The organism is Candidatus Oscillochloris fontis, from assembly GCF_004138135.1.
Taxonomy (GTDB): domain Bacteria; phylum Chloroflexota; class Chloroflexia; order Chloroflexales; family Chloroflexaceae; genus Oscillochloris; species Oscillochloris fontis.
Genome location: NZ_RYFD01000023.1, coordinates 1 through 24,336, shown reverse-complemented (window position 1 = coordinate 24,336; position 24,336 = coordinate 1). Strand labels below are relative to the sequence as shown.

The following is a 24,336-nucleotide window of genomic DNA, read 5'->3' as shown; positions in this document are numbered from 1 at the left end:
GTGTGCCTCGCCACGATCAACGTACCTTGCAGGGCATGTGCAAAGTCACCTTCGGTGGGGGTTCGGGGGCGGCGAAGCCGCCCCCGAAGATCTTTTTTTGTTGGTTTTTGGCGGCGCAGCCGCCAAAAACCAACAAAAATGAGGGTTTGGGGCGCAGCCCCAAGGACTTTGCCCATGCCCTGACGTACCTTGCTTCAATCGGGCGGAATGTGGGGGGTACGGGCTATACTAAAAGATGCCCAGATTGTGCTAGGATGAGAGCATAACCGCCTTTTCTCGCATACAGAACGATCACCTATGTCTGCTACCACACCAGCCGAAACGCCCTGGTCGGCGCTGGATACCCGTCTCCAGACAATACCGACTGCGCTGCCTGGGCGCGGGCTCTATCACGGGCTGGCCCGTCGTATTGCGACTCGTCCGCATGATGATGGTAGTTCGCTCGATCTCTGGAGAAACCTAGATCAACGGGTGGATTTTGCCCAGTATTGCCCACAACGAGTTGCCGAGGTGGCTGAGGAGACGATCCAAGAGCATGGCCATACGTTGACGGTGCTGCGCAGCCCAACCGGGAACTATCTGCGCTTGAACGCGGCTGAACGGGCGCTGTGGCATGCGATGGATGGTACCCAGAGTGTGGTTCAATTGGCGACGATGGGCTTTTTGCGCTTTAAGCAGTTGCTCCCCGTGGCCGAACTGGTGCAGTCGTTACGTGCGCAAGGCTTTTTGGCTGATGCGCCGGTGGGTATCTACCGTGGGATGCGCCAGCGTGAGGCGGCTCAGAGTGTTGAGGGTAAGGGCGAGCGGTTGCTCGATACGTTGCGCCAGCGCACCTTTGATGTACACGGGATTGATGACTTTATCACTCGCCTCTATCAGATGGGCGGCAAATTCTTCTTTACGCGCCCCTTTGCGCTCATCCATGCGCTGCTGACGATGGCGGGCTTGACGGCGTTTACCCTTAAAGCTGGGGCGGGTGACACCTATCAGGTGCTGAACCCGGATAATGTGTTGCTCAGCTTGCTCGCCCTCTGGGCGGCGTTGCTGGTCTCCTTTGTGCTGCACGAGTTGGCCCACGCCCTGGCGGTGAAGCATAGCGGGCGGCGCGTGGTGCGCGGTGGAGTGATGATCTACTATGGCATGCCCGCCGCTTTTGTGGATACGAGTGATATGTGGCTGGCCGGGCGTCATGCGCGTATCTTGGTCTCGCTGGCCGGGCCATTGAGTGATCTTTTGGTCGGTTCGCTGGCCGCGCTCGCCGCCTTCTTCCTGACTGATGGCCTGCTCGCGGGGGCGGCCTACAAACTCGCGGTTGCATCCTATTTGGCCGCGCTCTTCAACTTCAATCCGCTGCTCGAATTGGATGGCTACTTCATCTTGGTGGATTGGTTGCGCCTGCCCAACCTACGTCGGCGTGCCCTCGACTTCATCAGTGGCCCCTTCTGGCAGAAGCTGCGCAGCCGCGCTACGTTCAATCATGAAGAGCGCTTCTTTAGCATCTACGGCCTGCTTGCAGCACTCTACACACTGATTGCGGTGGTGCTCACGGCGCTCTTCTGGCAACGCCAACTGCTGGGGGTGCTGGCGACGCTCTGGAGTGAGGGTTGGTTGGGGCGGTTGATCGCGCTGGTGCTGCTCTTGGTGATTGGGGTGCCGTTTGGCTTGGGGTTGATCTTTGCCGCCTGGGGCTTGCTCCGCGCCGCTGCAACGTGGGTCGCGCAGCGCGGGTATGGGCGTAGCCCGCTGATCGCGGCGTTGCTGCTGACCAGCCTAGCCTTTGCACTCACCGGCCTGCCCTTGCGGTATGGCATCGAGATGGCCTTCATCCCGCCGCTGCTCTGGCTGATCGCACTAGGGGTGCAGTTCGTGCTCAAAGCCAATTACCGAGGGGCGCAGGTGGCCCAAGCGCTCAACAGCTTTCTGGCGGTGAGCCTGATTGAGTTGTTGGCCTTGGGTGGCTACTTGTTGCTGCCGCGCTTCTCGGCGATCTGGGCCGGGTTTGAAATTGCCGGGTTTGTGTTGCTCATGTTTGCCGGGTTTGTCACCCTGCTGGATGTGGATCTGCACCACTCGCGCCCCAGCGAACTGACTCTGAGCGCGATTATGCTCGGCCTCGCCTTTGTGGTTGCGGGCCTCGCGATTGGCCTGATCGAGAACGCCCAACCCCACGCCTCATTCCTGTGGGTGGTCATCCAAGCCGCCCCGATCTATCTGAGTCTGTTGGCGCTGGCGCTCCTCCTTCCCCAACTGATCGGCCTGCGTGACTCGCGCTTGCTCTGGTGCTGGTTGCTGCTCTGGATGGGGATTGCCGCCCAGACGGTGAGCTACTTATTGGAGGTATTGCCGGTATGGCGCAATACCCCTACCGCCATCGCCGCACTGACCCTTTCGTCCGGGTTGTGGGCGGCGGCGTGGTGTACCCACTACTTAACCCTGCGCCAGATCAATACCCAGGGGCTGAGTTGGCCCCTCCAACCCACTCTGAGCGAGTCTGAACGCCTCCAGCGTGCCTTCCAGCAGTGTTACGCGGGCTGTTACCGGCTCTTGCACACGCTCTACGGCAACCGGCGCGCCCAGGCACTCGATGATCGTATGGATGTTTTGGCCGCAACCGCCAACTGGGACATCACGCTAGATCGTGAGCAGGTGCGGATTAGCCCGGCTCTGCGCGCTGCGCCGCTCGATCTGCAAGGGGCACGCTATGCCGAGGTGCTGCGCTACACCGTGGCGACGATTGAGGAGCAGTCTGGGGCGAGTTTTGCCCGCCGTGCTATTCGGGCCGCCTACGATGCGCTGCCGTGGCCCGAACGTGAAGCGGCGGGGCGGCATATCTTCCCCAATACGCCCTGGGCAAACGAGATCTCGCGCACCTTTGGCGACATGCGCGAAGCACGCCTGCGGTTGCTGCGCCAGGTGGAGATCTTTGTGCCCTGCAATGATGCCGAGTTGCAGCACTTGGCGGCGGTGTTGGAATCTCGTCATGCGGGCGCGGGCGACGTATTATTGGCAGCCCACGTTCCTCCTTCTGGCCTCTGGATCGTTGAGGCCGGAGAGGTGGCAGTGATGCAGGGTGAGACGCTGGTGCAGGAGTTGCATCGCGGCGATTTCTTTGGCGAGGTGGGCGAAAAATTTGAGACGGTGACGAGTCAGTCGTATCGTGCCACGATTGCAAGCAGCCTACTCTACCTGCCAGGGGCCGAGATTGGGCGTATGTTGAAGGAACTTGCCCCACACGCCAACGACGGTTTGGCGCTGTTGGAGATAGTACGGTTGCTCGAACGTATCCCACTCTTCCACGGTGCCTCACGCACTGCGCTGCGCGAGTTGGCACACCACGCGGTTGCGGTTGATCATCCGGCGCGGGCGGTGATCGTGCGCCAAGGCCAGCCGAGTGGCCGTTTCTACCTGATTGTTTCGGGGCGCGCAGCGGTGTTGCGGGTCAGTGCCGAAGATCCCAACGCGAAGGCCCAGGTGGTGGCGCAGGTGGGGCCAGAGGAGTTTTTTGGCGAGTTGGAACTGTTGCGCGGCGGGCCACCTATGGCCTCGGTCGCTAGTATCACTCCGATCCGCTTGCTCGCTATTCCCCACGCGGTCATCGGCGAGATGTTGGCGCATACCAGCAATATCGCACGCGGCTTGGAACAGATCGGCACCGGGCGCATGTTGATGTTGCGCTAGGGCTGCACAAAGATCTGATATGACCCGTTGCGCGCCCCGCGTGCCGCGACGCGGTAGTGAATTTGGCCCTGCGCATCGCTGCGTACCCACGCACTGCGGGTGAGTTGTGTGTCGGGTTGGGCCGCAAGCACAAAGACCACTGCCCCATCGGGTTGGAGCATCTCGATCTGGAGATCACCCGATTCGACGCTCACCATGACGATGACGTGCAGCGTTGTTTCGCCCTCACTCACCCGCAAGGTGCGCTCTTCGCTGCCTTCGCCACTGACAAATGTCGTACTCAGATTGCCGCTCTGATCAAGCAGATCAATACTCGTCTCCTCCCCACTCAGCAGCAGACAGCCACTCAGGAGCACGAGCAATAGGAGGAGCGGAAGTGTACGCAACACTTAGACCTGCCAGAAATAGATCCGCCCATCGTGGGTGCCAGTGGCCAACACACGACCATCGGGGCGGTAGGCGAGGCTGGTGACACCAGCGCGATGTTCAAAGGGCGTGAATGCGGCGGTCGAGTCGCTCATCCGCCATAAGCGCACCGTCATATCTTCGCTGGCACTTGCCAAGAACTGGTCATCGGGGCTAAATGCGAGTGAGCGCACGGGATTGCGGTGACCCTCAAATATCTCCACTGCCTTGCGTTCAGCGGCACGCCAGAGACGAATACTCGACTGGCTACTCGCAGTGATATATTCACCATTGTGGCTAAAGGCCACGCTATAGATGAAACTTGCAAAGCCCGTCAGTTGCCCGGCGGGCTGGTGGTCGGAGGTATTCCAGAGATAGACGATTCCATCGAAGCAACCGGCGGCCAAGAGTTCACCATCGGCACTGAAGCAGATACTCTGCACAAACGGGCTGGGCAGGGTATCGAGAATGCGAATCGAATCGCCATCCACCGTACAGATGGTAATCGTACTCCCCCATCCTCCCACGGCCAAGAGCTTGCCATTCGGACTAAACGCGATTCCCTCGACGGCACAGCCGGGCATGCGCAACATGCGCAGCGATTCACCGGTATTGGTCTGCCAAATACGTACCGTCTCGTCATCACTTCCACTCGCCAGCAGGTCGTTCTTGGGCGAGAAGAAGAGACTGCGAATACCGCTCCCGTGGCCACGGAGCGTATGCAGTTGGGTATAATCACCCATCCGCCAGATGCTAATCGTCTTATCATCATGGCCAGCGGCGAGCAATTCGCCATCCGAACTGAAGGTGAGAGTACGGATAGGGCTGCCGGTGGTGATCATCCGCAACATCGTCCCCACCGGCGGTGTTTCGTTGCTGGGCTGGGAACCGAGATTGAGGGTTGGATTGGCACCGTAATAGGTCTGTCCGCCTTGGAGGGTGTTCCCGTGCTGGACAGTCATCCCCGGTTGAATGGTCATCCCCGGCTGAAAGGCATGGCCAGGTGGATAGCTCTGGGCTGGGTAGTTTTGCGGCGGGTAGTTTGGCGGTGCTTGACTACTCGATGGGGTTTGTGGTTGCGAGATATGGGATGGACTGATGCCACCCTGGCGAGCGTAGAAGAGTTCTTCGCGCATGATGCGGGCATTTTGCGGGCGGCCATCCATCGTGATACTGAGTGAGCGATGGATAAGATTCGCAACCAGTTCAGGTACATGGGGCGAAATCTCACGGATGGGGCGCAAGGGATCATTATTGCCATTGATCAAGCGTGCCATGCGGCTCATCGCATCAGGTGGCAGCGTATCGGTCAGCATATGATAGAGTGTCGCCCCCAGCGAATAGATGTCGCTACGCGGGTCAGGCTCTCCATCGCGCATCTGCTCAATCGGTGCATAGGGGGGCGTAAACCCATAGATCTTGCGCTGTTCGGGGCCAGCGGTATTGGTGGTATCCATCGTGACCGTCACCCCACCCCGCGCCAACCCAAAGTCAAGCAGAATAATATCGAAGGTGGAGGTGAGTTTGAGATTCTTGGGTTTGAGGTCACGGTGGATGATCGGCATGGGCCGATTGTGCAGGTAGTTGAGCACATCGAGTAACTGATCGGCCCAGCGCAACACCATATTGAGCGCTTGGGGCGAGGCGAAGCGCTTGCCCAAGCGGGTAAGCTGGCTGCCCAGATCCTCACCGTAGATATACTCCATCACCAGGAATTGGCCATTGCCCTCACTGAAATGATCGCTCACCTTGGGCAATGCTTGGTGGCGTAACCGGGCTAACAACTTGGCTTCGTGCTCAAAAGCGCGCCGGTAGGTCTCATCTTGAAAGAAGGTCTCTTTAATTGCCACATCATGGGATAGCCGAAGATCGCGGGCCAAATAGACCGCGCCCATTCCACCCTTGCCGATCTGCTCGACGATGCGGTAACGTTGTTGAAGCATCGTGCCGGGCGCTAACATAGGGAGTTTACTTTCATCGGACGCATCGGAAGGGCGTGGGCGATCATTCACGGGGTTTATCACCATCCTTGGCTATTATAGAGCGTATTATAGCAAAATCATTACCGCACTCAGAAGGGTAGTGGGCCGAATGGCAGGGCATGTGCAAAGTTACCTCCGGTGGGGGTTCGGGGCGCAGTCCCAAGAACTTTGCACATGCCCTGGGCCGAATGGCTGGTCATTCTGAGCGTCGCGAGGAATCTCGTCCGGGACGCTTCACTCCGCTCAGCGTGACATAACCAACTATCCTGAGAAGGAAGGTGCTTCACCAAAATTGTTCCTGATCAACTCTGCAAGGGCTTTGAGTGCCACTTGGGCATCATCACCCTCGGCTGAGATGGCGATCTGATGGCCACAGGTTACCCCAAGTTTCATTACATCAATAATACTCTTCGCATTCCCGTCGGAACGATCTGGGCGATCCAGGTTACGCGCACGGATCTGGGCCTTAAAGCGGCTGGCTAATTGTACAAAGTCTTTGGCTGGGCGCATATGCAGGCCAACCTTGTTGGTGACGGTCAAGACGATCTCGCTATGCGAGCGACTGACTTGGCTGGGGAGGGTGATCGGAACCAGGAGTGCTCCGCTCCCCAACGCTTCATGTTTGGCCTCCAGGGCGCGTTCGGCGGCCAGTGAGACCTCGGCGAGGCTGACACCGGGGCGGGTGGCTTCGACGGCTGCGACTAAGGCTCCTTCCACTAATGGCGCCGGACTGATCCGGAAGGGTAGCCCACTCATCTCTAGGGCGATCTCGGCACTCATAATTGCACTACCCATATCAACGAGCGCCAACACAGCTTCTACGCTGCCTAGTTGCTCAATTGCGGCCATGATCACGTCGGTGCTTGTGCCTAGATCACCTTCCAATGTGCCCCCGGCAGCAATAATTGGCAGGCGGCCTTGTGCCATCTGCTCAACTAGTGCTTTGACCCCGCTGGCGATCTCGGTGCTATGGGAAATGATGAGTAGGCCAATCATGATGGGTAGAGTCCGTAGGCTTCGGCCAGAATTTCAATTGGGTGTTTGGTTCTTATACCGGTCGCATGGCTGATCTGCCAACGACAGGTTTCGCTATCACAGAGGGCCAATTCGGAACCCGATGTGCGTATAAACTGGAACAAGGGTTCTCCAACTGCCATGGCTATCGGGTACTTCTCGCGCTTCAGGCCGTAGGTACCGGCAATTCCACAGCATGCCGCTTGGCTCTCTACGATGCGCAACCCTGGGATGAGTCCTAAGACATCCAGCACCGGTACGCCGATGCGATGAGCACGTAGTTGGCAGGGTGGGTGGTAAGGCAGGGTGCGTCGAATCGCCCGGAAGTCGGTTCGCAGTTCACCCTGATCGGCGAGGCTGCGCAGAAACTCAAAGATGTCATAGGTGTGCGCCGCGACATCGGCAACCTCTTGGCTGGCGAGGTCGAGCAGTTCGGGTGCTTCCTCCTTAATGGTTAGGGTACAACTGGTACTGGTGCCTACCACCGGGATGCCCTGACGAACATAGGGTAACAACTGTGCTACATTGTACACGTGATATCGTTTTGCGTTGACAAAGTCGCCATTGGAGAGTAGCGGTAGTCCACAGCACTTCTGATCGGGCACAATCACCTCGAAGCCGTTATGCTCAAGTACGGCCACGGCGGCTTGACCGACCCATGGTTCATAATACTGGGTGCTGCACCCATGATAATAGACGATCTGGCGCAATCCGTGGCGTTGGCCTCGCTGGTGGAACCAGTGGCGAAAGGTGTGGCGACTCGCCGCCGGTAGAGGCGCATCGCGGTGGATCTGGATGACATGTTCCATCGCCCAGCGCACCGGGCGCAACCCCAACCCTATGTTGAGCAGCGGGGCGTGCGGGCCACTACTTAGCCGCCCCACCAACCCGGCGCGCGCGATGATCCGGTTGCGTAGCGGTTGCCCCTGGGCCGCTACTAATGCCGCACGCGCACGGGCGTTGATTTCTGCAATCCGTACTCCGGTGGGGCAGACTTCGTTACACACCCGACAGCCGGAGCAGTAGTCCACTGAGGCGTCGGGGATGGGTTGATCGGCGTGGCGAAAGCGTTGCGCCTGCGGGCCGACTACCTTGGGGCCAGGGAAGTCTTCGCTCACCGCCGCTACGGGGCATGCCGTCATACAGACATTGCACTTGATACACTGATCGAGCGAATCTTCAAGATGTCCCATGATATCCCCTTACATGCCACCCGCAACCCAGCCGGTTGCCACCGCTACACCCTCGTAGGCTCCTTCGCGGATGTGATCGCACCCGGCGATACTGGCACCAACCACGACGACATTGGTATAGACGACTTGATTCTTTGCGTCAAGCGGGCGCAGTTGGGCATCAACCGCAACGCCGCTGCGGAAGATCGGATGGCCGGGTTGCGCCAGGAAATCGGGGAAGAACCAGTCGGCTCGCGAGGCTGGGGTGCGCAGCGGCAGCCGTAATGCGGTCTCGATCAGGTGATGGGCGTCAATGGCGCGCAGGCCACCACCGACGATGCCGCCAGTGGCGAGTATAAAACGGCTGGCCCGGTGGCGTTGTTCACGCGCCGCTGCCTCGCTAAAGACCGCCTCTAGGTGGTTGCCGTGGGCCTCGCCGCGTTGCACGTAGGCTCCCAACTGGATGCGTCCACCCGCTTCGCGGAAGGCATGTTCCAGCAGGTGGTAGATCCGTATTCCCGCTACGGAGGGCGGTGGGGTGGGGATCTCGAAGATGAGGGCTCCGCAGATGGATTGAAGTTCGGCGACGATCTGCGGCGCTTGGTGGATGCCTAAGACTGCGGGGAGCGCGATGCGTTGGTAGCCGCCCTCAACCACCAGTTTGCGCAGGCTCCGGCCCACGTCGGTGCGGAATGCAACTTGCTCGAAGAGTCGGGCAAACCCCGTGGTGCTGAAATCGGCGGCGTGCGCGAGCGGTGGTAGTGTCAGGTAGACGCCTTCGGCGTTGAAGCCCTGGATCTGGAGATTGGCTGCGATCATGGGTGGGAAGAAGTCGCGCAGTTCGCGGAAGCCCGCTACCAACAGCGGTGGCTCGCCGCTCCCTTTGCGTGCGAGTTGCCGTGCATCTCCCGCCGCCATAGTCACCGGCACGAGGCATGTTGGGCGTAGCGCTCCGGCGGCGGTGGGGAGCAACAGGTTCTGTTGGGGGCTGCCGACCAGCGGGTAGCCGCCATCTTCGCAGATCTCCTGCAATCGCGCTAGGCCGGATTCGATGGCGTGAATGCCCGTCAGCGCATACGGATGATCGGGCTGGGCGGCGATCAGCGCGGCAATCCCGGCCAACGGGTCGCCTGCACCGACATCGAGCAGATCAATACACCCGGTCGTCCAGTGGGTCGCCGCATGCCCCTTGGCGATGACGAGCACGCGCTCGCCCGCCTTGGCGCGCCCAATGGCGGCCAACATGCCCGCGATGCCCGCTCCTATTACGATGGTGTCGTACTGCATGGCCGCTCCTACTCGGTCACTAATCACACTTTTCTTCGCATTTCGGTTTTGACGCAAAGACGCAAAGGGTTTGATTGGATTCGATTTTGAATACTTTGCGCCTTGGCGTCTTTGCGTCAACATGTGGCTGCGGTTTACTCCAAGTGTGAACAGTTACCCTACTCTGGGGTGACGAGACCCCCGCCCTGGCGTGCATGGTCGCGCAGGCGATGAATCCCCAGCAACCCGGCGAAGATGAGTTCATCCAAGCGTGCTTGACGTAGTTGATCGCCCCACAATACCGGGGTCAGTCCGCGCCAGCGCTCTTGCAAGAAGTGGAGCAACGCGGCGTTGGCATATTCGATACTAAAGTCGGCGTTGGCGCTATGCTCCTCGTACAGCAGCGCACTCGAACGGTAGATGCACCACCCACCCTGACATGGCCCCATCCCCACCCGCACCATGCGCCGCAGATCATCAAGGTTGCTCGCTCCACTCGCCATCGCCGTCTGGAGGCGTGACCGGGTCACCAACTCACACTCGCAGATCAGATCGTTGTAGGCTTGCGTCTGCTCAATGGCGGCCAGTGGCTTGCCGAGCCAGTGCAGTGATGGGCCATCCGCATGATTGCCCGTATCACGGCGCTCAAAGGGCGGGGCAGGCATCACCTCCTCGGCGGTACGGCAGGGCTGGGTGTTGCCCAAGCGCTGCGCGATCAGGTTTGCCGCATCCTCGGCCATCAGCCGGTAGGTGGTCCACTTGCCGCCCACGAGCGAGATGATGCCCTCAACGCCATCGCGCTGGGCATGGTCGAGCAGTTTATAGGTACGGCTCAGATCGCGGTCGTTGGCCACATCCTGGTCTTTATACAAGGGGCGCACCCCCGCCCACGCGCGCAGGGCGCGGTACTGCTTGAAACCGGGGATGAGCTTTTCACCCTCATCAAGCATGAATTGAACCTCTTCGGCCTCGATACCGTAAAAGTCGGGATCGGGCACGAAGGTGTCGGTAGTGCCGATCACTGCAACCGAGTGTACCGGCACAATAATATCGCCATCGGCGGGCATTTTGCAGCGGTTAATTACCGTGTTGACCATGCGATGGTTCATGGCAACCAGCGTGCCTTTGCCGGGGAGTACCGTCACCTTCACACCCGCGAGTGCGGCGACCTTGCCGGCCCACGCGCCGGTAGCATTCAACACGCAGGCAGAGTCAATCTGTTTGCGTTCGCCGGTGCGCAGATCTTCGACCACCGCTCCGACGACCTGATCGCCCACGCGCAGCAACGCGATCAGGGTGTGGTACGTAAAGACCTGCGCCCCATACTCACGCGCTGCGAGCACATTGGTATGCGCGGCGAGGAATGAGTCGGCGGCGGCATCGGCAACTTCAAAGGCACGCGAGATCTGCGGGTTGAGGACGCGCTCACGGCGGTGCATCTCGGCCAAGGGTAACTCACCCACCGGCACGCCGGTTTTGCGGCAATTGGCCATAAAGAGATCGCCATAGTCCGGGTCGTCCCAGGGGGTGATCACGAAGAAACCGGAGGTATCCTCGATACAGTGCGGCATAATGCGGCGCAGAATAGCATTCTCACGCGCACACTCATTTGCCGACTGGGGATCTTTGGTGACATAGCGCCCACCGGAGTGGAGCAGACCGTGGTAGCGCCCGGTGGTGCCGTGAGTCAGATCGCCCTTCTCGACCAGAATGGCACGCATTCCGCGCATTGCCAGATCACGCAAGACACCGCTGCCGGTGGCACCGCCACCAATGACGAGAACGTCGGTTGAGATGGTTTGCATAACGATTTCCCGTCTGGTCGTTGTGTAGGGGCGAAGCATCGCCCACCAATATCGTTCGTCTTCCCCAATCCACATGGGAGGCGATGCTTCGCCCACCGACGCATCGCCCACCAATATCGTTCGTCTTCCCCAATCCACATGGGAGGCGATGCTTCGCCCCTACTCCCAATCAAAAGTCCGCGTAACCGCCTTCTTCCAGCCCTGGTACAACCTCGTTCGGGTTGTCGCATCGAGTTGAGGTGTCCAGGTCTGATCCACACCCCAATTGGCCCGTAACGCCGCGCTACTCGGCCAGTAGCCCACCGCGAGGCCCGCCGCATAGGCCGCACCGAGTGCGGTCGTCTCGGCAACCGTGGGGCGCACCACCGGCACGCCCAGAATATCGGCTTGAAACTGCATCAGGGTCTGATTAAAGACCATTCCGCCATCAACCTTGAGGCTGCTGAAGGCCATCCCCGCATCGGCACGCATCGCATCGAGCACCTCGCGAGTCTGGTAGGCGGTGGCCTCCAGTACGGCGCGTGCCAGGTGTGCCTTGGTGACATACCGAGTCAGGCCGACGATCACCCCCCGCGCATCACTGCGCCAGTAGGGGGCGAAGAGGCCGGAGAAGGCGGGCACAATATAGATCCCACCATTGTCGGCCACCTCGTTGGCGAGCGTTTCGATCTCGCTGGCGCTCTTGATGATCCCCAGGTTGTCGCGCAGCCACTGCACCAGTGCACCCGCGATGGCAATGGAGCCTTCGAGCGCATAGACGGCGGGTTGGGTACCCAACTTATAGCCCAGGGTGGTGATCAGGCCATGCTGCGAGGCGACGATCTGGGTTCCGGTGTTGAGCAGCATAAAACAGCCGGTGCCATAGGTATTCTTGACCTCGCCCGGCGCATAGCAGGTTTGGCCCACCAGTGCGGCCTGCTGATCGCCCAGGATACCCGCCACCGGCACGCCAGCCAGATCGCCCACCGCGTGGCCGTAGACCTCGGAACTAGAACGAATCTGGGGCAACATCTGGGCGGGGATACCCATCGCCGCCAGAATGTCCGCGTCCCAATCCAGGGTCGCCAGATCCATCAGCATGGTGCGCGAGGCATTCGTCACATCGGTGACATGCACGCCACCTTGCGGGCCGCCGGTGAGCCACCACGTCAGGAAGGTATCCACTGTGCCAAAGAGCAGATCTCCCGCCGCAGCCGCAGTGCGGGCACCCGGAATATGCTCCAAGATCCAGACCAACTTGGGGCCAGCGAAGTAGGTTGCGAGTGGCAAGCCGGTTTGGGCGCGGAAGCGATCTTGGCCGCCGGTGCGGGCCAACTCGTGGCAGATCTGATCGGTGCGGGTGTCCTGCCAGACAACCGCGTTGGTGATCGGGCGACCCGTGGCGCGCTCCCACACCACGGTCGTCTCGCGCTGGTTGGTGATCCCGACGGCGGCGATGTCGCGGGCCTTCAGGCCACCATGCGCGAGTGCGCCACGCACCACCTGCTGGGTGCGCTCCCAGATCTCCTCTGGGCGATGCTCGACCCAACCCGGCTGGGGGTAGATCTGGGCATGCTCGTGCTGATCGGACGCAACGATCCCTCCCGTATGATCGAAGATCATACAGCGGGTGCTCGTGGTTCCCTGATCAATGGCTGCGATGTATGGCATAGTTCCGCATCAGTTCTACCGACGCACCGTCTCCACTAGCGCCTTCGCAATCAGATAGGCCGATGTCGCACCGGGGTCCTGGTGGCCAATCGAGCGCTCACCCAGGTAGGAGGCGCGGCCCTTAGTGGCAAGCATCGGGATGGTCGCTTGCATCCCCTCCTCACACGCAACCAGCCCCTGCTCCAATGCACCTAGCAGATCAACCCCATTGAAGTGGGCGGCCTTAAACGCCTCGATCCCTGGCGCAATCGCGTCAATCATCGTCTTCTCGCCGCGTGTTGATTTCCCGCGTGATTGGATACCCTCCAAGGCCGACTCAAATGCACCAATCAGATTAATCGTTCCAATTGTTTGGCGATCCCCAATCACCATCCCCGCCCGCAAGAAGGCCGTGCCATACAAGGGGCCACTCGCTCCACCAACCGTGGAGACCAGGGTCATTCCGACGGTTTTGAGAATACTGCCAATATCCTTATCGGCCACTGCGGGGAGTTTGGTGATCACCACACTAAAACCACGATCAAGATTTAAGCCGTGGTCGGCATCACCGATGGCAGCATCAAGCTGGGTTAAATAATCACGTTCTGCTTTGATTGACGCTGCGACACGTTCGACAAAGGCGATAATCTGATCTGCAGTAATTTCCATCAATAGCTCCACATCATCAAAAAGGCGGCAACGGCCTAAATCCCCCAGCGTAGTGCGGGTGTAAGGACGGGCGCGTCCCAGAGTTGGGTGAGGTGATCATCAAGGCGCAGGAGGGTAAAGGCGCAACCGGCCATGTCGAGTGCGGTGATATAGTTGCCGATCAATCGGCGACGGATGTGAATACCCTGCGCGGTGAGCAGTTTATTCAACTCGTGGTACATCACATAGAGTTCGATCAGTGGCGTGCCACCCATCCCATTCACAAAGGCGAGCACCTGATCCCCGTGCTGAAAGGGCAGATCCTCCAGGATTGGGGTGGCGAGCATCGCGGCGATCTGCGCTGCTGGCGCCATAGCGACCCGATGCCGCCCTGGTTCACCGTGAATCCCGATACCCAGTTCGATCTCGTCCTCCGGTAGATCGAACCCCGGTCGCCCCACATGCGGCACCGTGCAAGCCGTGAGCGCCATGCCCATACTGCGGCCCTCGGCATTTACGTGCTGAGCCAGCGCGGTCAGAGTGGCCAGATCCGCCCCGGCCTCCGCCGCCGCGCCCACGATCTTCTCCAACAACACCGTGATCCCCACCCCGCGCCGCCCGGCGGTCCAGGTACTATTCTCGACCGCCACATCATCATCGGTGACGACCGTGGCCACCTGGATGCCCTCAGCGGCTGCGAGTTCGGCAGCCATCGCGAAGTTCATCACATCGCCAGTGTAGTTTTTGACGATCTGGAGCACTCCCCGGCCCGCATCAACCGCGTGTATGGCGGCGAGGATCTGGTCGGGGACGGGTGAGGTGAAGATATGGCCGGGGCATGCGGCATCGAGCATCCCGCGCCCGACAAAGCCGCCGTGCATCGGCTCGTGGCCGCTACCACCCCCGGAGATGATGCCCACCTTCCCCGCAATGGGAGCATCGGCACGGACGATCAAGAACGGATCAGCATGCACCCGGATCAGGTCGGCATGCGCTGCCGCCATCCCGGCCAACGCCTCGGATACGACATCTTCAGGCGCATTGATCAGTTTCTTCATGCGGCGGCTCCTCCCGTCTATGCGTCCCGGTTTTGACGCCAAGACGCTAAGACGCAAAGTCTTCAAGATATGCCCCCATTACAACCTTTGCGTCTTTGCGCCTTGGCGTCAATCAGGGGCTTTGATTACCCCAAGTGTGAACAGTCTCCCGGCACCTGCTGGGTCAAACAATGCCATGCCCCTAAGCCCCAAATAATATCGCGACAATCAATCCCCACCACGCGGCGGTCGGGGAAACATGCCTGAATGATGTCTGCGGCTCGCGCATCATTCGGATGATGATAGAACGGAACCAGTACCACCCGGTTGGCAATATAGAAGTTGGCATAACTGGCGGGTAGGCGCTGATCCTCGTAGATCACCGGCGGCGGCATCGGAATCGTTATGATACGCAGAGGTTGCCCATCCAGCCCGCGCATGAGTTCGAGCCGCCGCAGGTTCGCTTGCAGAATGGGGTAGTTCTCGTCGCTGGGATCTTCCTCCACCGCTGTGAGGATGGTATCGCGGGCCACAAAGCGGCTGATGTCATCCACATGACCGTCGGTATCATCACCGACAATCCCCTCACCCAACCAGAGGATCTGTTGCACCCCCAGGAAGTCGCGCAGCCGGGCCTCGATCTGTGCCTGGGTCAGATCCGGGTTACGGTTGGGGTTGAGCAGACACTGTTCGGAAGTGAGCAGCAACCCGGCCCCATTGACCTCAATTGAGCCGCCTTCGAGGATCATACCACCCTCAAAGCGTGGCACACCCAGATAGTTGGCCATAGAAGCCGGAATCTGGTTATCGAGATCATAGGGCGGATACTTATCGCCCCAGGCGTTATAGCCCCAATCAGTCGCGGCCAGTTGACCATCAGCACGCCGCACAAAGATCGCGCCATGGTCGCGGCACCAGGCATCATTGGTCGGGCAGAAGTGCAAGCGAATATTGCCACTGGCATCGGCTTGCGCCAGATAGCCGCGCACCTGTGCGGCCATCTCCTCATCATTCACATTGATATGCACCGTCTCGGAGGTGGCGAGCGCAGCGACCATCTGCGCATAGACGGGATGGATCTGCTCAATTTTACCCGGCCAACTCGCCTCCTTATGCGGCCACGAGAGCCACGTTGCCTGATGTGGCTCCCATTCGGCGGGCATGCGGTATCCCAATAGGGTGGGGGTGGTCATGCTGAGTCCCTAATCAATATAGCGGCGGGTCATATCGCCATACGCATCAATCCGTCGGTCGCGCAGGAAGGGCCAGTGGGTGCGCTGGACATCCAGGCGGGCCAGATCGACCTCGGCCACCAGGGTACCCGGCGTTGCAACAGGTGCCTTGGTCAGAATCGTACCGCTGGGGTCACTCAGGAAGCTCTGGCCCCAGAACTCGATCCCACCCGCCGGATCGCCCTCGTGGCCGGTGCGGTTGACACTGACCACATAACAGCCATTGGCAATCCCGTGCGAGCGCTGGATCGTCTCCCAACTCTGATGCTGGGCGACGCCATACTCAGCCTTCTCGCTGGGATGCCAACCAATCGCGGTGGGGTAGAAGAGCAGATCGGCCCCGCGCAGCGCGGTGAGGCGCGCCGCTTCGGGGTACCACTGATCCCAGCAGACCAACACGCCCACGCGGGCGAAGCGCGTCTGAAAGACCTGGAAGCCCAAATCGCCGGGGGTAAAGTAGAACTTCTCATAGAAGAGCGGATCATCGGGGATGTGCATCTTGCGATACTTCCCCACCAGCGTACCATCGGCATCGAGCACCACGGCGGTATTGTGGTACAACCCCTCGGCACGCTTCTCAAAGAGGCTGGCAATGATCACCACCCCCAACTCACGTGCTAGGGCCGCGAAGCGCTCGGTACTTGGGCCGGGGATGGCCTCGGCTAAGGCGAAGTGGGCGTGATCCTCACTCTGACAGAAATAGAGCGAACGGAAGAGTTCGGGCAGACAGATAATCTGCGCACCTTGGGCCGCAGCCTCACGCACACCGGCGATTGCCGCCTGCGCATTCGCTTCCAGATCGTTCATCATTTGCATCTGAACGAGACCAATCTGGACTATTCGGGATCGATTCACTGCTTTCTCCAATAGGCTAACGCCGCCGCATCACTACGCCACTCACCCTCCGAAATGCGCCGCATCTGCCCAGCGCGGATCTGGGCCAGTGCCTCCCGCCCCGCCAGGTAGACCCATGCGGTACGGGGGCCGGTAGTCGTCTCGACGGGGAGCAGGATACGCTCATACATATTCGCCCGACCGCCCTCCGTATAGGCTTCGAGCTGGTCAAGATCAACCATCATGGTCGCATACTGCTCGGCTGCGACCGTGATCAACGCGCCGAAGACGCGATCGCCTGGAACGACCAGATCGGGTTCGCGTACCATAAACGGGAACGGCCCAGCCGTGTAGAGCGCTGCACCGGCGAGCGTGGCGGATTCCTCGCCCACAATTCGACCTGCTAAGAGACGGGTATAGTTTGGCTCGCCCGGTTTCAGCGTGCCATAAACGAAGAATGGATAGTACATAGTGATCTTCATGCATGCATGTGGGTCATCCACTATACTATACCAGAATTCCTTGTCAGGATGCCCATTGCCCTGATCGTTCACAGCCGTAGGGGCAACGTCACCTCCGGTGGGGGTGTGGGGCCGACTTCGCCGCCCATTGACATGAACTTTAGGGCTACCGCCCTAAAAACCACGCTTGGGGCTGCGCCCCAGACCCTCTTTTTTCTCGTATGGTGGCGGCGAAGCCGCCACCATACGAGAAAAAAGTTCTTCGGGGGAGGCGAAGCCTCCCCCGAACCCCCGCCAGGAGGCTTACCCAAAGGGTGAAAGAAATACCCCATAAGTGCCATATCCACTATGCTATACTAGCGCCATTCCGACCAGTGATAGTGTATTAAGGAACACCAGATGCAGCTCTTTCTCGACACTGCGAATGTTAGTGAGATCCGCGAAGCGGCTTCGTGGGGGATTCTCAGTGGCGTAACAACCAATCCGACCCTGATCGCCAAAGAGAAGGGCGTTGACTTCAAGTCCGTGATTACGGAGATCGCCGAGTTGGTTGATGGCCCGATCAGTGCCGAAGCGATCTCGCTCGATGGTGAAGGAATGGTCAAGGAGGGCCGCGAATTTGCGACATGGCACTCCAACGTGATCGTCAAGGTTCCCTGTACCACCGAGGGTTTGAAGGCGGTCTACCAACTGGCTCGTGATGGTATTCGCACCAATGTCACGCTCATCTTCAATGCTGCCCAGGCACTCATGGCGGCGCGTGCGGGAGCCTTTGTGGTCAGCCCCTTCATTGGGCGGGTTGATGACACAGGTGTGGATGGCATGGAACTTATCCGCGAAATCAGCCGGATTTACAAGAGCGACTCTGAGATCACGACCCGCATTCTAGCGGCCTCCATCCGCCACCCGCGCCATGTGATTGATAGCGCCCTGGCCGGTGCCGATATTGCCACCTGCCCCTTCAAGGTGTTGCAGCAAGCGATGCGCCACCCGCTCACCGACCGGGGTATTGAGCAGTTCCTCGCTGACTGGAAGGCCCGCAACTAGAATTGCGCAATGGGCAGCAGGTGCGCTCCACCTGCTGCTCCTTCCTACCATGAACGCACCTCGCCCGCGTATGCTCGGTATTGTCGGTGATAGTGGCACCGGCAAGACGACGCTCACCCACGGAGTGGCGCGCATCCTCGGTCAGCAGGGGGTTACTCCCATCTGCCTCGATGATTACCAGCGCTTTAGCCGTGCTGAACGGCTGGCCCGTGGTTTGGCCGGGGCGGACCCCGACGCGAATGATTTGACCCTGATGGCAACCCATCTGGAGGCTCTGCGGGCGGGGGGCACAATCCAGAAGCCGGTCTATGATCACGATACCGGCATCCTGCGTGATCCTGAGGCAGTTGCCGCAACCGGGTTGGTCATTGCGTATGGGATGCTCACGCTTACTCCGTCTTCACTCGCGAACCTCTTTGATCTGACCGTTTACCTCGATCCAGACGATGCCCTGCATCAACACTGGCGGTTTCAACGCGATACAACCGAACGTGGTTATGCACCTGCACAGGTTTTGGCGTTCCAGGATGCCAACGACCGCGCAGCACGGCGCTATGTGGCGCGGCAACGTCGCCATAGCAACCTAGTGGTGCGCTTCCACATTGCGCATGGCTATGAGCGTTTCCCCAAAGAGTCGGCGCAACGGATGGAGATCTTATTGCGTCAGACAGCCAACTTTGCTGGTTTAGCCCCGTTTCTTGATCAGGTTGAACGGCGAACCGTGCCGGGCATGCACTTGGATCGGGCGATTATTGATGCTGATGGCCGCAGGAGTGATCGCCTGTTCATTGATGCGCATGTCAATCAGGCGGTGTGCGAGCAGATGATTGATCTGATTTGGCCCGCGCATTTGGGCCAGCCCCATGTACCCTTCAGCCTCCCCGCCACTGATTCATCCCAGGTCGCCTTCAACCCCGGTCTGACCTTGCTGCCTATTCTGGTGGCCAGCATGTTGGTTCAGAGGCCATAGATCAATACGGTGGCTTCGACAAGCTCAGCCAGCGCACCGCTGGCTGAGCTTGCCGAAGCCATGCGCCGCCAAAAAACACCCGATATTTTATACTACGCCCCAGAAGCGGACGTTTACCGCTATAATAGCCGTATCAGTTCTGGCTTTTGTAGCGGAGCGCTATGAACGACATAGACTGGATACGGGATCGTGCCAGGCGATCGCTGTATCGGCTTCTACCACGGGTGCGTAGCACATTCAATAATGACGCTGACTCCGATCCGGGAGCTTGGCGTACCTTTGAAGCCCGTCTGACCCGTGAGTGGGAGCGGCTTTTTGGCCTACTCTTCCAACTTTATGGTCACGAGTACGATTTCTTCTTCCAACTCGAACAGGTGCTGGTGCTCGCCGCCCGCGCTTGGTTCGCCCGTCACCAGTCACTCCGCGATCTTGATGAGTGCCGCGAGGCTGACCCCGAATGGTTCCAGTCGCAGCGGATGATTGGTGCAGTCCTCTATGTTGATCTCTTTGCGGGCAGCTTGGCCGGGTTGCGTGATCGTCTGCCCTACCTCAAACAACTTGGCATCACCTACCTTCATCTGATGCCGATCTTTGATGTTCCCTCGGACAAGAATGATGGCGGCTATGCGGTCAATAGTTATCGCACGATCAATCCGGCCCTCGGTACCTTGCGTGAACTGGCCGAATTAGCCAAACTCCTGCGCAATGATGGGATCAGTTTGGTACTCGACTTTGTCTGTAACCATACTTCTGATGAACACGAGTGGGCGAGGCGGGCACGTGCAGGCGAACATGAGTATCAGGACTTTTACCTCCTCTTTCCTGATCGTACCCTGCCCGATCAGTATGATGCGACCCTGCGCCCGATCTTTCCTGTGTCGCGGCGGGGTAGTTTTACCTGGCACGAAGGCATGCGCCGCTGGATCTGGACGACCTTCAATGGCTTCCAGTGGGATCTTAACTACCGGAATCCAGAGGTCTTTCGGGCGATGGCCGCCGAGATGCTCTTCCTGGCCAATGCCGGGGTTGAGATCTTGCGCCTAGATGCGGTGGCTTTCATTTGGAAGCAACTCGGTACCAGTTGTGAGAATCGCCCTGAGGCACACCTCATCATACAAGCCTACAATGCCCTGGCCCGTATTGCTGCCCCAGCACTCTGCTTCAAGTCGGAGGCGATAGTGCATCCTGATGAGGTGGTACGCTATATTGGGCCGGGTGAGAGCCAACTCTCGTACAATCCCTTGCTGATGTCGCTCTGTTGGGAAGCCTTGGCGACCCGCGAAGTGCGCCTGTTGGCCCATGCCCTGCGTACTCGTTGGAAGATTGCGGATGGCTGTGCGTGGGTCAATTATCTGCGTTGTCACGATGATATTGGTTGGACTTTCGATGATCAGGATGCCCGCCAGGTTGGAATTGATCCACGTGGCCATCGGCGGTTTCTTACTGCCTTCTACACCGGTGAGTTTCCGGGTTCGTTTGCGCGAGGCGTTCCGTTTCAGGTCAACCCAGAGACCGGGGATGGGCGGGTTTCGGGGACATTAGCCTCACTTGCGGGGTTGGAGCAAGCTATTCAGACCCAAGATTCGACCTTGATTGATATGGCTATTCGACGTATCTTGCTTTTACATAGTATTATACTGAGTATTGGTGGTATTCCACTGATCTATAGCGGGGACGAAGTCGCTACATGCAATGATTATAGCTATGTTACGATCCCGGCTAAGGCCGATGATAGTCGCTGGGTACATCGGGTTGCCTTTGATTGGAATAAACATACACGCTGGGAAGACCCGCAGTACCCCGAAGGTACCATCTACCGTGAACTACTCCGGCTGATTGGCCTGCGCAAGCACCTACCGGCTCTGGCAGGAGGTGATATGACCGTGATCGATACTGGTAGCTCCCACCTGCTAGGCTATATTCGGCAGCATCATGGGCAACGTCTGTTGGTGGTGGCAAATTTCTCCGAGTGCCCCCAGGATTTTAGTGCCAACCGCTTGCGCCTCTATGGGATGGGTTACCACTTTAAAGATCTTCATAGCGGAACGGCAGTGAACGCAGATGAGGGACTGCTATTGTCTCCCTACCAGTTTGTGTGGTTGGAAGCGCGGGAAGCGTGATCTGTTTTGAATTGTTGCCAATGCCTTCTGCGTCGGCAATGTGTAGTGAGGTGATGTCATGACGACGCCGCTATCTGTCCCACCTGATGGGGTTTCTCCAGCCAGTGATCTGAACCAACAGTTAGCCGAACTTCAGGCAGAGAATGCTCGGTTGCGCGCTGAAATGGAACTGATCCCTTCGGTTGTTCAGGAAGTGATTGATGAACAGATGCGGCGTACCTCGCTGCTGGCCCAGTTGGCAATTGAAGCACGTGAGGCGTTGGCGGCTGAACAGTTGGTTGAACAGACCTTGCGGGCGATTTTGAGTACGATGGGGATCGCAGCGGGTATCATCTTGAGTGCTCCAGGGGTGCAAATAGAGTTGGCGTTGTATGTTGTTGAAGGTAAGATTCAACATATTGATACCAATGTGGCTCGCATGGTGATCGAAAAGGGCTTAGCTGGCTGGGTAATGCGGAATGGGAGTAGTGTGGTACTCCCCGATATTGCGCGTGATCAGCGCTGGCTTCACCATGGAGAACAACCGAAACAGGGGAGTGCGATTGCGACTCCGATCCGTCAGGCTAACCAGACATTTGGCGTTCTGACGGGGTATCGCCCCACGAATAACGCCTTTAATAGCCAGGATCTGGTGATGCTGGAGGGGGTAGGGGCATTATTGGGGGTGACGTTAAGCGCCGCTCGCTACCAGGCGAGTGAACGTCAGCGCCGCGACCAAGCGATGACCCTGTTGAACATGACCCAGTTCCTTTCGGCGGAGCGGAGCCTGCCGGAATTGGCGGCGATGCTCAATAAGAAGGGTTCGGCAGTCTTTGGTGCGCGTTGGGGCTTGCTCTTCCTGAGCGACGAGAAGGATGATCCCTCCAATGCGGTCATCCATCCGGTGCTCCCTGGCCCAGTAAATATCTGGGAGTCCTATGCTGAATTGGCCGCCCCTTCGGCCCACTTGGCTTGGTCTACCCAACGGATTGTTTCGACGACCCCGGTTCCTGATACGACATGTCTGGCGTTGCCCCTCACCCATCATGGCTTGACGATTGGCAGTTTTGTGTTGCTGCATCCGGGGAATGGTGGGTTCTCGGCTAATATTTGGTCACTACTGACGGTCTTTACCCATATGGTGGCGGCGGCCTGCGCGAATGTCCAGTTGGTCGGGCGGCTCACCGATCAGGCCCATGTCTTAGAGGATCTGGTTGAGGAGCGTACCCAGCAACTCCAACGTTCGCGGAATGCGCTGCGGGTGGTGTTTGATAGCCTCGCGTATGGGGTGCTTCTGCTTGATGCGGGCGAGCGTTTGGTTGCCGCTAATCACCTCTTCTGTAATACAATTATCGGACGCCATCCCCGTGAGTTGGTGGGCCTGACCTACAGTGCCGTCTGGCATCTCTTAGAGACCCAGCCGCATGTGCGGATCGAGTTGATTCCCGGCCCTGATCCGGCGCGCCCGGAGTTGTTGGTACATGTTGGTAAGTTACCCGAACAGCGCTCTTTTACGGTGCAACGTACTACGATTGATTCTGAGACAAATACGAGTGAGCAGTATTTGGAGTTCTGGCATGAACTCCATGATGTGTGAAATCGTAGGGGCGAAGCATCGCCCTCTAATCCATACCATGTACCCACCATATTAAAGGGCGATGCTTCGCCCCTCCTTCCGTATTGATATTGATGTATAGCCTATGCCAGAACTGATTACGACCCCCACCGGATTGCGGATCTTGGTTGAGCCGTTGCCTCACACCTACTCGGTGTCTATTGGCTGCTTTGTTCACGCCGGATCGCGCCATGAACCGGATGTCCACGCCGGTGCGGCCCATTTCATTGAGCATATGTGTTTTAAGGGTAGCCACGCCTTCCCCACCGCACGCCAGATCTCTGAGGCGGTTGAGGGGGTGGGGGGCATCCTGAATGCCTCGACATCGTATGAATCAACCGTCTATTGGGCGAAGGTGGCCACGATCCATTTTGATCGTGCCCTCGCGGTGTTGGCGGATATGCTCACCCACCCGCTCTTTGATCTTCGCGAACTGGAGAAGGAGCGCCGCGTCATTATTGAGGAGATCCGGGGGATTCAGGATTCGCCGAGCGATCTGATCCATGAACTGCTTCAACAGGTGATGTGGGGCGAACAGCCCTTGGGGCGCGATATTGCCGGGAGTGTCGAGACGGTCGCAGCGACTTCGCGCAGTGACCTGATTGATTTCTTTCAGCGCCACTACAATCGTAATACGATGGTCATTTCAGTGGCGGGCAATATTACGGTTGATCAGGTGGTTGAGGCGGTGGATCGTGCTTTTGTTGATCTGCCACCTGGGTTGCCACCCGCCCCGTTGCTGATCCCACAAGCCTGTCGTGGCCCCCAGGTGAAGCTCATGGTGCGCGATATTGAACAGGGTAACTTCTGCTTGGGTGTACCCGGTCTCTCTTATAACGACCCGGAACGGCGGGCATTACAGGTGCTCGATTCAGTTTTGGGTGGTGGGATGTCTTCACGCCTCTTCCAGGTGCTGCGCGAAGAGAATGGGATGGCCTATAGCGTTGGTTCCTACCATACCGAACTCTCGGATACCGGTATGTGGGTGATCTATGGGAGTGTTGAGCCGGAGTCGCTGCGCGATGGGCTGGTGATCTGCCGTGATATGCTGCACGATCTGGTGCGTCATGGGGTCACGGCGGAGGAGTTGGCGATGGTGAAGGAGCAGGTGAAGGGTGGCATTCTGCTCTCGCTCGAAGATACATGGTCGGTTGCCTCGCGTAATGGTGCCCATATGCTGCGCTATGATCATGTGATACCGGTTGAGCAGGTGGTGGCGGAGGTTGAGGCGGTGACGGCGGCGCAGATTCAGCAGGTGGCGCAGCGCCTCTTGTTGCCTGAGGCGCTCCATGTGGCCGTCCTTGGCCCCTACGATGTGGATGATCAGCGCGAATTGGTCGCGTTGATGCAGGGGGAAGTGTAGTCGTATCCGTTCAGGGTGGGTCACTCCTGAGTTGCGAGAATCAGTAGAATCCGGCATACTACCGCTATGGACGAGCCAC

At 58.9% G+C, this 24,336-nt stretch carries 18 protein-coding genes; 6 read left to right on the top strand and 12 right to left on the bottom strand.

Translation table 11 applies throughout. The features are described 5' to 3' along the window. The first annotated feature begins 297 nt into the window (after nucleotides 1–297). Nucleotides 298–3,678, top strand: coding sequence for a cyclic nucleotide-binding domain-containing protein (locus EKD03_RS10275; protein ID WP_129630240.1), 3,381 nt, complete (start codon nucleotides 298–300; stop codon nucleotides 3,676–3,678). On the opposite strand, the gene EKD03_RS10270 is transcribed toward EKD03_RS10275, so the two are convergent. From EKD03_RS10270 to EKD03_RS10215, 12 genes are all read right to left on the bottom strand, one after another. Continuing rightward, nucleotides 3,675–4,067, bottom strand: a complete 393-nt coding sequence (locus EKD03_RS10270; RefSeq protein WP_238613483.1) for a hypothetical protein — start codon at nucleotides 4,065–4,067, stop codon at nucleotides 3,675–3,677. The genes EKD03_RS10275 and EKD03_RS10270 overlap by 4 nt on opposite strands. After that, nucleotides 4,068–6,044 (bottom strand): WD40 repeat domain-containing serine/threonine protein kinase, encoded by a 1,977-nt coding sequence (locus tag EKD03_RS10265; RefSeq protein WP_238613482.1) that lies wholly within the window; start codon nucleotides 6,042–6,044, stop codon nucleotides 4,068–4,070. A gap of 282 nt (nucleotides 6,045–6,326) precedes the next feature. Beyond that, the gene (gene dhaM, locus EKD03_RS10260; RefSeq protein ID WP_129630236.1) at nucleotides 6,327–7,061 is read right to left on the bottom strand and encodes a dihydroxyacetone kinase phosphoryl donor subunit DhaM; all 735 of its coding nucleotides are present in this window, start codon (nucleotides 7,059–7,061) and stop codon (nucleotides 6,327–6,329) included. Further along, nucleotides 7,058–8,272, bottom strand: a complete 1,215-nt coding sequence (locus EKD03_RS10255) for an anaerobic glycerol-3-phosphate dehydrogenase subunit C (protein WP_129630234.1) — start codon at nucleotides 8,270–8,272, stop codon at nucleotides 7,058–7,060. The genes dhaM and EKD03_RS10255 overlap by 4 nt, the downstream gene beginning before the upstream one ends. A 9-nt stretch (nucleotides 8,273–8,281) precedes the next feature. Continuing rightward, nucleotides 8,282–9,538: a glycerol-3-phosphate dehydrogenase subunit GlpB gene (gene glpB / locus EKD03_RS10250; RefSeq protein ID WP_129630232.1), complete on the bottom strand. Its 1,257-nt coding sequence runs from the start codon at nucleotides 9,536–9,538 to the stop codon at nucleotides 8,282–8,284. 158 nt (nucleotides 9,539–9,696) lie between these two features. Next, nucleotides 9,697–11,322 carry an anaerobic glycerol-3-phosphate dehydrogenase subunit GlpA gene (gene glpA / locus EKD03_RS10245; protein ID WP_129630230.1) on the bottom strand — a complete coding sequence of 542 codons (1,626 nt, stop codon included), beginning with the start codon at nucleotides 11,320–11,322 and terminating at the stop codon, nucleotides 9,697–9,699. 159 nt (nucleotides 11,323–11,481) lie between these two features. After that, the gene (gene glpK / locus EKD03_RS10240) at nucleotides 11,482–12,972 is read right to left on the bottom strand and encodes a glycerol kinase GlpK (protein ID WP_129630228.1); all 1,491 of its coding nucleotides are present in this window, start codon (nucleotides 12,970–12,972) and stop codon (nucleotides 11,482–11,484) included. Nucleotides 12,973–12,987: 15 nt separating this feature from the next. Continuing rightward, nucleotides 12,988–13,620 carry a dihydroxyacetone kinase subunit DhaL gene (gene dhaL, locus EKD03_RS10235; RefSeq protein WP_129630226.1) on the bottom strand — a complete coding sequence of 211 codons (633 nt, stop codon included), beginning with the start codon at nucleotides 13,618–13,620 and terminating at the stop codon, nucleotides 12,988–12,990. Nucleotides 13,621–13,655: 35 nt separating this feature from the next. Then, nucleotides 13,656–14,657, bottom strand: coding sequence for a dihydroxyacetone kinase subunit DhaK (dhaK, locus tag EKD03_RS10230; RefSeq protein ID WP_129630224.1), 1,002 nt, complete (start codon nucleotides 14,655–14,657; stop codon nucleotides 13,656–13,658). Between the two features lie 125 nt (nucleotides 14,658–14,782). After that, the gene (locus tag EKD03_RS10225) at nucleotides 14,783–15,829 is read right to left on the bottom strand and encodes an agmatine deiminase family protein (RefSeq protein WP_129630222.1); all 1,047 of its coding nucleotides are present in this window, start codon (nucleotides 15,827–15,829) and stop codon (nucleotides 14,783–14,785) included. 9 nt (nucleotides 15,830–15,838) lie between these two features. Beyond that, a complete protein-coding gene (locus EKD03_RS10220) occupies nucleotides 15,839–16,723 on the bottom strand; it encodes a carbon-nitrogen hydrolase (protein ID WP_238613481.1) in 885 nt (294 codons plus the stop codon). Continuing rightward, entirely contained in the window at nucleotides 16,720–17,172 is a 453-nt protein-coding gene (locus EKD03_RS10215; protein ID WP_238613480.1) for a gamma-glutamylcyclotransferase family protein, read from the bottom strand. Before EKD03_RS10215 ends, EKD03_RS10220 begins: the two co-directional genes overlap by 4 nt. Nucleotides 17,173–17,562: 390 nt before the next feature. On the opposite strand from EKD03_RS10215, the gene fsa reads away from it, so the two are divergent. The 5 genes from fsa to EKD03_RS10185 all read left to right on the top strand — a co-directional run bounded on the left by fsa (nucleotide 17,563) and on the right by EKD03_RS10185 (nucleotide 24,257). After that, nucleotides 17,563–18,210 carry a fructose-6-phosphate aldolase gene (gene fsa / locus EKD03_RS10205; RefSeq protein WP_129630216.1) on the top strand — a complete coding sequence of 216 codons (648 nt, stop codon included), beginning with the start codon at nucleotides 17,563–17,565 and terminating at the stop codon, nucleotides 18,208–18,210. Between the two features lie 49 nt (nucleotides 18,211–18,259). Continuing rightward, nucleotides 18,260–19,180, top strand: coding sequence for a nucleoside/nucleotide kinase family protein (locus EKD03_RS10200; RefSeq protein ID WP_129630214.1), 921 nt, complete (start codon nucleotides 18,260–18,262; stop codon nucleotides 19,178–19,180). Between the two features lie 224 nt (nucleotides 19,181–19,404). Continuing rightward, complete coding sequence (locus tag EKD03_RS10195) at nucleotides 19,405–21,300, top strand: alpha-amylase family glycosyl hydrolase (protein ID WP_129630212.1); 1,896 nt, start codon at nucleotides 19,405–19,407, stop codon at nucleotides 21,298–21,300. 58 nt (nucleotides 21,301–21,358) lie between these two features. Further along, nucleotides 21,359–22,876 carry a GAF domain-containing protein gene (locus EKD03_RS10190; RefSeq protein ID WP_129630210.1) on the top strand — a complete coding sequence of 506 codons (1,518 nt, stop codon included), beginning with the start codon at nucleotides 21,359–21,361 and terminating at the stop codon, nucleotides 22,874–22,876. A gap of 103 nt (nucleotides 22,877–22,979) precedes the next feature. Further along, entirely contained in the window at nucleotides 22,980–24,257 is a 1,278-nt protein-coding gene (locus tag EKD03_RS10185) for a M16 family metallopeptidase (RefSeq protein WP_129630208.1), read from the top strand. Nucleotides 24,258–24,336 lie beyond the last annotated feature (79 nt).

Excerpts from the sequence above, each read along its gene's own strand:
- glpB (WP_129630232.1), bottom strand. The coding sequence starts at position 9,538 with ATGCAGTACGACACCATCGTAATAGGAGCGGGCATCGCGGGCATGTTG.
- glpA (WP_129630230.1), bottom strand. The coding sequence starts at position 11,322 with ATGCAAACCATCTCAACCGACGTTCTCGTCATTGGTGGCGGTGCCACC.
- EKD03_RS10225 (WP_129630222.1), bottom strand. The coding sequence starts at position 15,829 with ATGACCACCCCCACCCTATTGGGATACCGCATGCCCGCCGAATGGGAG.
- EKD03_RS10215 (WP_238613480.1), bottom strand. The coding sequence starts at position 17,172 with ATGTACTATCCATTCTTCGTTTATGGCACGCTGAAACCGGGCGAGCCA.
- dhaK (WP_129630224.1), bottom strand. The coding sequence starts at position 14,657 with ATGAAGAAACTGATCAATGCGCCTGAAGATGTCGTATCCGAGGCGTTG.
- EKD03_RS10255 (WP_129630234.1), bottom strand. The coding sequence starts at position 8,272 with ATGGGACATCTTGAAGATTCGCTCGATCAGTGTATCAAGTGCAATGTC.
- EKD03_RS10265 (WP_238613482.1), bottom strand. The coding sequence starts at position 6,044 with ATGTTAGCGCCCGGCACGATGCTTCAACAACGTTACCGCATCGTCGAG.
- EKD03_RS10200 (WP_129630214.1), top strand. The coding sequence starts at position 18,260 with ATGAACGCACCTCGCCCGCGTATGCTCGGTATTGTCGGTGATAGTGGC.
- glpK (WP_129630228.1), bottom strand. The coding sequence starts at position 12,972 with ATGCCATACATCGCAGCCATTGATCAGGGAACCACGAGCACCCGCTGT.
- fsa (WP_129630216.1), top strand. The coding sequence starts at position 17,563 with ATGCAGCTCTTTCTCGACACTGCGAATGTTAGTGAGATCCGCGAAGCG.
- EKD03_RS10190 (WP_129630210.1), top strand. The coding sequence starts at position 21,359 with ATGACGACGCCGCTATCTGTCCCACCTGATGGGGTTTCTCCAGCCAGT.
- dhaM (WP_129630236.1), bottom strand. The coding sequence starts at position 7,061 with ATGATTGGCCTACTCATCATTTCCCATAGCACCGAGATCGCCAGCGGG.
- dhaL (WP_129630226.1), bottom strand. The coding sequence starts at position 13,620 with ATGGAAATTACTGCAGATCAGATTATCGCCTTTGTCGAACGTGTCGCA.
- EKD03_RS10275 (WP_129630240.1), top strand. The coding sequence starts at position 298 with ATGTCTGCTACCACACCAGCCGAAACGCCCTGGTCGGCGCTGGATACC.
- EKD03_RS10185 (WP_129630208.1), top strand. The coding sequence starts at position 22,980 with ATGCCAGAACTGATTACGACCCCCACCGGATTGCGGATCTTGGTTGAG.